The 8,451-nt window shown below is 72.3% G+C and carries 7 protein-coding genes and 1 pseudogene; 3 read left to right on the top strand and 5 right to left on the bottom strand.

Annotation, left to right across the window (positions count from 1 at the left end; all coding sequences use genetic code 11):
* A pseudogene (locus ACWCSD_RS41490) lies at positions 1–1,232 on the top strand (hypothetical protein); the annotation flags it as partial.
* 70 nt (positions 1,233–1,302) lie between these two features.
* Here ACWCSD_RS41490 and ACWCSD_RS41485 read toward each other — a convergent pair.
* The gene (locus ACWCSD_RS41485; protein ID WP_397165483.1) at positions 1,303–1,836 is read right to left on the bottom strand and encodes an HIT family protein; all 534 of its coding nucleotides are present in this window, start codon (positions 1,834–1,836) and stop codon (positions 1,303–1,305) included.
* An 83-nt stretch (positions 1,837–1,919) separates the two neighbouring features.
* Between ACWCSD_RS41485 and ACWCSD_RS41480 the strand changes: the two genes are divergently transcribed.
* Positions 1,920–2,642: a PIG-L deacetylase family protein gene (locus ACWCSD_RS41480; protein ID WP_387665082.1), complete on the top strand. Its 723-nt coding sequence runs from the start codon at positions 1,920–1,922 to the stop codon at positions 2,640–2,642.
* Between the two features lie 148 nt (positions 2,643–2,790).
* On the opposite strand, the gene thrS is transcribed toward ACWCSD_RS41480, so the two are convergent.
* The 3 genes from thrS to ACWCSD_RS41465 all read right to left on the bottom strand — a co-directional run bounded on the left by thrS (position 2,791) and on the right by ACWCSD_RS41465 (position 6,352).
* On the bottom strand, positions 2,791–4,752 hold the full coding sequence (thrS, locus tag ACWCSD_RS41475) for a threonine--tRNA ligase (RefSeq protein WP_358285709.1): 1,962 nt from the start codon (positions 4,750–4,752) through the stop codon (positions 2,791–2,793).
* A gap of 64 nt (positions 4,753–4,816) precedes the next feature.
* Positions 4,817–5,413: a glycoside hydrolase family 25 protein gene (locus tag ACWCSD_RS41470; RefSeq protein WP_352361380.1), complete on the bottom strand. Its 597-nt coding sequence runs from the start codon at positions 5,411–5,413 to the stop codon at positions 4,817–4,819.
* Between the two features lie 36 nt (positions 5,414–5,449).
* Positions 5,450–6,352: an LLM class F420-dependent oxidoreductase gene (locus ACWCSD_RS41465; RefSeq protein ID WP_352361378.1), complete on the bottom strand. Its 903-nt coding sequence runs from the start codon at positions 6,350–6,352 to the stop codon at positions 5,450–5,452.
* Between the two features lie 99 nt (positions 6,353–6,451).
* On the opposite strand from ACWCSD_RS41465, the gene pgm reads away from it, so the two are divergent.
* Positions 6,452–8,080, top strand: a complete 1,629-nt coding sequence (pgm, locus tag ACWCSD_RS41460) for a phosphoglucomutase (alpha-D-glucose-1,6-bisphosphate-dependent) (protein ID WP_449923160.1) — start codon at positions 6,452–6,454, stop codon at positions 8,078–8,080.
* Positions 8,081–8,101: 21 nt separating this feature from the next.
* Here the strand turns inward: pgm and ACWCSD_RS41455 are convergent.
* Positions 8,102–8,451: hypothetical protein (locus tag ACWCSD_RS41455; protein ID WP_449923157.1), on the bottom strand; the 350-nt coding region annotated here is incomplete at its 5' end.

Here is an 8,451-nt window from a genome sequence, read left to right as displayed (position 1 = left end):
CCGTGCTGGCCCGGCTCGGCGTGCCGGCGCCGGCCACGGTCGTCGGGGTGCCGCTGCAACTCGGCGACGCCGGTGCGACGATCGACCGGCTGCGCCGGGCCGACGCCACCGCGCAGGCCATCCGGTCGGTCAAGGGCGTCTACTTCACCGTCGTGGCGGTGTTGCAGGTGCTGTTCTACGTGGTCGCGTTCCTGCTGCTGCGGCGGCGCAAGGGCCTGTCGCCGGTGCGCCTGGCCGCGGTCGCGCTGGCCGCCCTGCCGGTCTCCAGCTACCTGGTCAACCTGCTGCCCTGGTCCACCCTGCCGCAACTGGTCGCCGGGGTGCTGGGCTGGGTCGTCGTGGTCACCGCGCTGGCCTTCGGCGGGCCCTGGCGGCGTCGTCCGCTCGGCCCGCTCGCCGTGGTTGCCGGCATCACCGCGCTCACGCTCGCCGGCGACCTGCTGACGGGCACGACGTTGCAGCTCAACAGCGTCATGGGCTACAGCGCCGAGGTCGGGGCCCGCTACTACGGCCTGGGCAACATCCCGTTCGCGCTGCTGGCCACCGGCACGCTGCTGGCCACCACCGTGATCGCCCACCGCTGGCCGGGGCGGCCGGGGGTGGCCGCGATCGTGGTGCTCGGGGCGTTCGCGATGGTGCTGGGCGGCTCTGGCATGGGCAGCGACTTCGGCGGCGTGATCGCGTTCGTGCCGGGCATCGCGGTGACCGCGCTGCTGGTGGCCGGCAAGCGGGTGTCGATCGTGAAGCTGGGGGCGTTCTGCGTGGCCGGGGCGGTGATCGTGATGACGTTCGCCGTGCTCAACTACCTGCGTCCGCCCGACGAGCAGACGCACCTGGGCAGGTTCGTGGGCCAGGTGCTCAGCGGCGAGGCGTTCGAGGTGATCTTCCGTAAGCTCCAGGCCATGCTGGCCACGCTGCTCAGCCCCAACCTCATGCCCATCGTGATCGCGGCCGTGGCCTTCCTCGTCTACGCGATCCTGCGGCCCGAGCAGGCCAGCGCGGGCGTGGTGCCCGCGGCGTTCCGCCACTCCCCCGCCCTGCGGGCCGGGCTGATCGGCACGCTGGTCAGCGGGGTGATCGGGATGCTGGTCAACGACTCGGGCGCCGCGGTGTTGTCGATGGCTCTGGCGCTGGCCGTGCCGCTGCTGCTCGCGGCGGGCATCGGCGCGCTCGGCCGCGAACACCCGGCCGAGGCCCCCGCCCCCTCCCACCTGGCCCACGCCGGCGACTGACGCCTCGGGCGGCGGGCCCGGGATCGACGCCGCCGGCCGGCGCCTCAGGCCGGCGCCGCGACCGGTGTCGTCAGTCCTCCCAGGCGTCGGCCAGCAGTTGCCGGGTGTCGTGCAGGAGCTGGGGCAGCACCTTCGTCTGGGCCACGACCGGCATGAAGTTCGTGTCGCCGCCCCACCTCGGCACGACGTGCTGGTGCAGGTGGGCGGCGATGCCGGCGCCCGCGACCTGGCCCAGGTTCATGCCCACGTTGAAGCCCTGCGCGCCGCTGGCCTTGCGCAGCGCGCGCAGCGACCGCTGGGTGAACTCGCCCAGCTCGGCGACCTCGGCCTGGGTCAGCTCGTCGTAGCCGGACACGTGCCGGAAGGGCACGACCATCAGGTGGCCGGAGTTGTACGGGTAGAGGTTGAGGACGGCGTAGACGACCTCTCCCCTGGCCACGATCAGGCCGTCCTCGTCGCTCATCCGGGGGATCTCGTCGAACGGGCAGCCGTCGCCCGGCCCGGTGCCCGTCGGCTTGTTCTCGCCCTTGATGTAGGCCATGCGATGCGGGGTCCACAGCCGCTGGAAGTTGTCGGGCGCCCCGGCTCCTGCCTGATCGTGCATACCAAGCAGCATAAGACCCCGCGCCGAGGGGCCGCTCTTCCGGCGTGATCCTCCGCCCTCCGCGACGGGCCTAGGGTGAGGGCATGGCACAGCGACTCGAACCCATGCCCGCCGACTGGCAGCGCGCCCTGGCCGTCGTGGCCCACCCCGACGACCTGGAGTACGGCTGCGCCTCCGCCGTCGCCACCTGGACCGACGCCGGGCGCGAGGTCTCCTACCTGATCGCCACCCGCGGCGAGGCGGGCATCGACACGCTCGACCCCGCCGCGTGCGGGCCGGTGCGCGAGCGCGAGGAGCGGGCCAGCGCCGCCGTGGTGGGGGTGACCACCGTGGAGTTCCTCGACCACGCCGACGGGGTCGTCGAGTACGGGACGGCGCTCAGGAGGGACATCGCCGCCGCCATCCGCAGGCACCGCCCGGAGCTGGTGATCACCCTCAACCCCGACGACACGTGGGGCGGCACGTACTGGAACACGCCCGACCACCGGGCGGTGGGCCGGGCCGTGCTGGACGCCGCCGGAGACGCCGGAAATCGCTGGATATTTCCCGACACCGACGCCGCCCCCTGGAACGGCGTGCGCTGGGTCGCCGTCGCCGGCTCCAACTCCCCCACCCACGCCGTGGACGTCACCGACGGTCTGGAGCGGGGCGTGCGCTCGCTGCTGGAGCACCGCGCCTACATCGAGGCCCTGACCGACCAGGCCCCGGAGGTCTACGCCCGCGAGCTGATCGAGGGCTCCGCGCGGGAGGCCGCCGAACGCTTCGACGGCCGCCCGGCGGTCGCCTTCCGCCTGTTCCCCCGCTGACGCCCGGCCGACGCTGACACCCGGCCGGCACTGACACCCGGCCGGCACTGACACCCGGCCGGCACTGACACCCGGCCGGGCCTGGGCCGCCCGAAGCACGGCTCAGGCCCGGCAGGCTGGGAAGGCTCGCCGGGCCTGGAGCGGCGGGTCAGACCTGGACGCGGCGTTCCACGGCGTTGACGATCTCGGCGATGGCCTCCTCGACGGGCACGCCGTTCTTCTGCTCGCCGTTGCGGTAACGGAAGGACACCGCGCCGTTGGCGATGTCGTCGTCGCCGGCCAGCAGCATGTACGGGACCTTCGCCTTCTGGGCGTTGCGGATCTTCTTCTGCATGCGGTCGTCGGCCGCGTCGACCTCGACCCTGATGCCCCGCTCGCGCAGCCGCTTGGCGACGTCCTGGAGGTAGGGCACGTGGGCGTCGGCGATCGGGATGCCGACCACCTGCACCGGCGCCAGCCACGCGGGGAACGCCCCGGCGTAGTGCTCGACCAGGACGCCGAAGAACCGCTCGACCGAGCCGAACAGCGCCCGGTGGATCATGACCGGCTGCTGCCGGGAGCCGTCGGCCGCCTGGTACTGCAGGTCGAACAGCTCGGGCAGGTTGAAGTCGAGCTGGATGGTGGACATCTGCCAGGTGCGGCCGATGGCGTCGCGCACCTGGACGGAGATCTTCGGCCCGTAGAAGGCCGCGCCGCCCGGGTCCATCACCAGGTGGAGGTTCTCGGCCTCGGCCACCTCGCGCAGCGTGGTGGTGGCCTCCTCCCACACCTCGTCGGAGCCGACGAACTTCTCCGGGTCCTTGGTGGACAGTTCGAGGTAGAAGTCCTCCAGGCCGTAGTCGCGCAGCAGGTCGAGGACGAAGCGCAGCAGCGAGGTCAGCTCGTCGCGCATCTGCTCGCGGCTGCAGTAGATGTGGGCGTCGTCCTGGGTCAGGCCGCGTACCCGGGTCAGGCCGTGGACCACGCCGGACTTCTCGTAGCGGTAGACCGTGCCGAACTCGAACAGCCGCAGCGGCAGCTCGCGGTAGGACCGCCCGCGCGCCCTGAAGATCAGGTTGTGCATCGGGCAGTTCATCGGCTTGAGGTAGTAGCGGGCGCCCTCCAGCTCCATGGGCGGGAACATCCCGTCCTTGTACCAGTCGAGGTGGCCCGAGACCTGGTAGAGGTTCTCCTTGGTGATGTGCGGGGTGTTGACGAACTCGTAGCCGGCCTCCTCGTGCCTGCGCCGCGAGTAGTCCTCCATCACCTTGCGGATCACGCCGCCCTTGGGGTGGAAGACCGCCAGGCCCGAGCCCAGCTCGTCGGGGAAGGAGAACAGGTCGAGCTCGGCGCCGAGCCTGCGGTGGTCGCGCCGCTCGGCCTCCTCCAGCATCTTCAGGTATTCGTCCTGCTTGTCGCGGGACTCCCAGGCGGTGCCGTAGATGCGCTGGAGCTGCGGGTTCTTCTCGCTGCCGCGCCAGTAGGCGCCGCCGGAGCGCATGAGCTTGAACGCCGGGATCGACCGGGTGGAGGGCACGTGCGGCCCCCGGCACAGGTCTTTCCAGCACAGCTCGCCGGTCTTGGCGTCGAGGTTGTCGTAGATCGTGAGCTGCCCGGCCCCGACCTCGACGCTCTCCTCGTCGGCCGCGCCGCCCTTGAGCCCGATCAGCTCCAGCTTGTACGGCTCGCCGGCCAGCTCCTCGCGCGCCTCGTCGTCGCTGACGGCCCGGCGAGAGAACAGCTGTCCCTGCTTGACGATCTCCCGCATGCGCTTCTCGACGCGCTTGAGGTCGTCGGGGTTGAACGCCTGCTTGACGTCGAAGTCGTAGTAGAAGCCGTTCTCCACGGGCGGGCCGATGCCCAGCTTGGCCTCGGGGAACAGCTCCTGCACCGCCTGCGCCATGACGTGCGCGGTGGAGTGGCGGACGATGGCCCGGCCGTCTTCGCTGGAGACCTCGATCGGCTCGACCACGTCGTCCTGGGCCAGCGGGTGGGCGAGGTCGCGCGGCTCGCCGTTGACCCGGGCCGCGATGACGGTGCGGCCGTCGGCCTCCAGCGCCTCACCGGCCGTCGTGCCGGCCGCGACCACACGCTCGGCTCCGGCGAGGGTGATGCGTAGCTCGGCTGACACGGTGTCTCCCTTGGATCGCGCTCGATGTGCGGCACCGAGGCTGGTTCGATGGTGAACACCGATGCTATCGCGGGTGAAACCCCAGCCTTGTCAGGTCCTGGCGGGTGCCATGGAAGATGTTCCGGTCGAGCGGACTGCTGGCATATTGGTGGATTGTCCAGTCGCGCCACGGCGGCGGCACGAGGGGTTCGCCGCGCGGCCTCTCGGGGGAGGCGATCCACAGCGGGTAGTCGGCCAGGCCGGCGCAGTTCCCCGAGCGGGCGAACCAGTGGAAGGTGTAGATGAAGGGCCGCAGGCCGGCGTGCCGCTCGACGTGGTGGCACCAGCGGCGCGCGTACCTGGCGACCTGCTCGGGGCGCTGCCCGTCGCCGGTCTCCAGGTCGAGCGCCACCAGGTCGCCCCTGCGCAGGCCGCCCGCCGATCTGAGCACCGCCAGGAAGTGCCGGGCGTGCTCGATCGGGTCGCCCTTGGGCCGGGCGAAGTGGTACGCCCCGCACACCAGCCAGCTCTCGCGCATTCCTGACCAGTTGCGGGCGAACCACCGGTCGGTCCAGTCGCCGCCCTCGGTGGCCTTGGCGAAGGCGAAGGAGACCCCGGCCTCGGCGTGACCGGCCCAGTCGACGGAGCCCTGCCAGTTCGACACGTCTATGCCATGCAGCAAGCGCTTCACCTTGCCGGAGTTTATTGAGATGTCCCCCTATGAACCCTTCGACGCGCCGATGAGCAGCTCACGGGTGCGTTCCCGCTCGGCGAAGGTCGCGCCGACGAAGTCGGTCACCCCGGCCTGGCGCAGCCGTTCGAGCTGGGCGAGCACGGACTCCTCGTCGCCGACCACCGCGACGTTCCCGGGCCCGGCGGCGCCCTCGCGGTCGAGCATGGCCCGGTAGGAGGGCAGCGTGCCGTAGACGGCGAAGATCTCGTTGGCGCGCTCGACGGCCGCGGCGGGGTCGTCGGTGACGCAGACGGGCAGCGCGCAGACGATCCGCGGCGCCGGGCGGCCCGCCTCCGCGGCGGCGGCGGTGATGGTCGGGGCGACGTGCTCGGCCACCGTCTTCGGGCCGGTCATCCACAGCACCGTGCCGTCGGCGACCGTGCCGGCCAGCTTCAGCATGCGCGGGCCGAGGGCGGCGATGAGCACCGGGAAGCCCGCGCCCGGCGTGGTGAGCCGCACGTCGGCCCTGATCGTCTCGCCCGCCGCCTTGACCTGCTCGCCCCGGCTGGCCGGGAGCAGCACGTCGAGGTACTCCTTCATGTGGCGGTAGGGGCGCTCGAAGCTGAGGCCGAACATGTGCTCGATGACGACCTGGTGCGACAGGCCGATGCCGAGCGCCAGCCGGCCGCCGAGCGCGGCGTTGGCCGTCATCGCCTGCTGGGCCAGGGCCGCCGGGTGGCGCGGGTAGGTGGGCACGACGGAGGTGCCGAGCTCGATGCCGGGCACCTGGGAGCCGGCCACGGCCAGCGCGGTGAGGGCGTCGAGGCCGAAGATGTGGGACAGCCAGGCGGAGGCGAAGCCGTCCTCGGCCGCCTGGGCGATCTCGTCGCGGAGCGCGCCGAGCGGGTCGGGCCCTTGCCGTTCATTCAGGAAATATCCGAAACGCATGGAAACAGAACTCCGTTCTGGAGGCAGACGCGCCTGTATCTTCCCACGCCGCCGGGCGCGCTCACCCGTACGAAGGGGGCGGATTTGTAAAGTGGCCTCATGACGCACGATCGCGCAGGACAGCCCGCCCAGCCCGCCGACCTGGTCGACGTCGCCCGGCTGGTGACCTCCTACTACGCCCTGCACCCCGACCCCGCCGAGGTGGCGCAGCGGGTGGCGTTCGGCACGTCGGGCCACCGCGGGTCCTCGCTGCGGACGGCCTTCAACGAGGACCACATCCTGGCCACCAGCCAGGCCATCTGCGAATACCGCGCCTCCCAGGGCACCGACGGGCCGCTGTTCCTGGGCATCGACACGCACGCGCTGTCCGAGCCCGCCCGCGTGTCGGCGCTGGAGGTGTTCGCGGCCAACGGGGTCGAGGTGCTGATCGACTCCCGCGACGGCTACACGCCGACCCCCGCCGTCTCGCACGCCGTCCTGCGGCACAACCGGGGCCGCACGTCCGGGCTCGCCGACGGCGTGGTGGTGACGCCGTCGCACAACCCGCCCTCCGACGGCGGCTTCAAGTACAACCCGCCGCACGGCGGCCCCGCCGACACCGACGCCACCTCCTGGATCCAGGACCGCGCCAACCAGCTGCTGGCCGACGGCATGAAGGGCGTGTCCAGGATCTCCTACGCCAAGGCCCTCGACGCGGCCGGCCGCTACGACTTCCTCGGCGCGTACGTCGACGACCTGCCGTCCGTGGTGGACCTCGACGCGATCAGGTCGGCCGGGGTGCGCATCGGGGCCGATCCGCTGGGCGGGGCGAGCGTGGCCTACTGGGGCGAGATCGCCGAGCGCCACCGCCTCGACCTGACCGTGGTCAACCCGCTGGTCGACCCCACCTGGCGGTTCATGACGCTCGACTGGGACGGCAAGATCCGCATGGACTGCTCGTCGCCGTACGCGATGGCGTCGCTGATCGCCCAGCGCGACAGGTACGACATCGCCACCGGCAACGACGCCGACGCCGACCGCCACGGCGTCGTCACCCCCGACGGCCTGATGAACCCCAACCACTACCTGGCCGTCGCCATCTCCTACCTGTACGCCCACCGCGAAGGCTGGCCCGTCGCGGCGGGGGTCGGCAAGACGATGGTGAGCAGCGGCGTCATCGACCGGGTCGCCGCCTCGCTCGACCGGCGCCTGTACGAGGTGCCGGTCGGTTTCAAATGGTTCGTCCCCGGGCTGCTCGACGGCTCGCTCGGGTTCGGCGGCGAGGAGAGCGCCGGGGCCTCGTTCCTGCGGCGCGACGGCTCCCCCTGGTCCACCGACAAGGACGGCCTCATCCTCGCCCTGCTGGCCTCGGAGATCCTGGCGGTGACCGGCGAGTCGCCGAGCGCGCACTACCGCCGCCTGACCGAGCGGTTCGGCGAGCCCGCCTACGCCCGGGTCGACGCGCCCGCCACCCGCGAGGAGAAGGCGGTGCTGGCCAAGCTGTCGGCCGACCAGGTGACGGCGTCGTCGCTGGCCGGCGAGCCGATCACGGCGGTGCAGACGGCGGCCCCCGGCAACGGCGCGGCGCTCGGCGGCGTGAAGGTCTCGACCGAGAACGCCTGGTTCGCCGCCCGCCCGTCGGGCACCGAGGACGTCTACAAGATCTACGCCGAGTCCTTCAAGGGCCCCGACCACCTGGCCAAGGTGCAGGAGGAGGCCCGTTCGCTGGTCTCGGCCGCGCTGGGCTGAGCGGCCGGGCGGCCGGGCGGCTCAGCGGGGCAGTTCGCGGGCGGTGGCGGTGGGCATGCCGGTGCGTCCGAGGTCGGCGTGCCGGCCCGCCAGCACGCCCGCGCGGTAGCCCGTGCCGCTGGTCGTCGGGACGGACATGCGGATGCGCGGATAGTGGGCGGCCACCGCCAGGTCGACCTCGGCCCGGCGGTCGGCCAGCACCAGCGCGGTGCCGGCCCCGGCGGCCTCGGCCTCGGTCGCGGCGCGCGACTCGGCCTCGCGCAGCAGCCGGTACACCTCGTCGGTGAACCCCAGCAGCCACGAGCGCCGGTAGGCCCGCGCGGCGGCGAGCTCGCCCGGCGGCCGTACGCGGGCCAGGCCGGAGGCCATCT

The sequence above is a fragment of the Nonomuraea sp. NPDC001684 genome (assembly GCF_053596515.1).
Note: the sequence above shows the minus strand (reverse complement) of the source record. Positions and strands in the feature narration are given on the sequence as shown.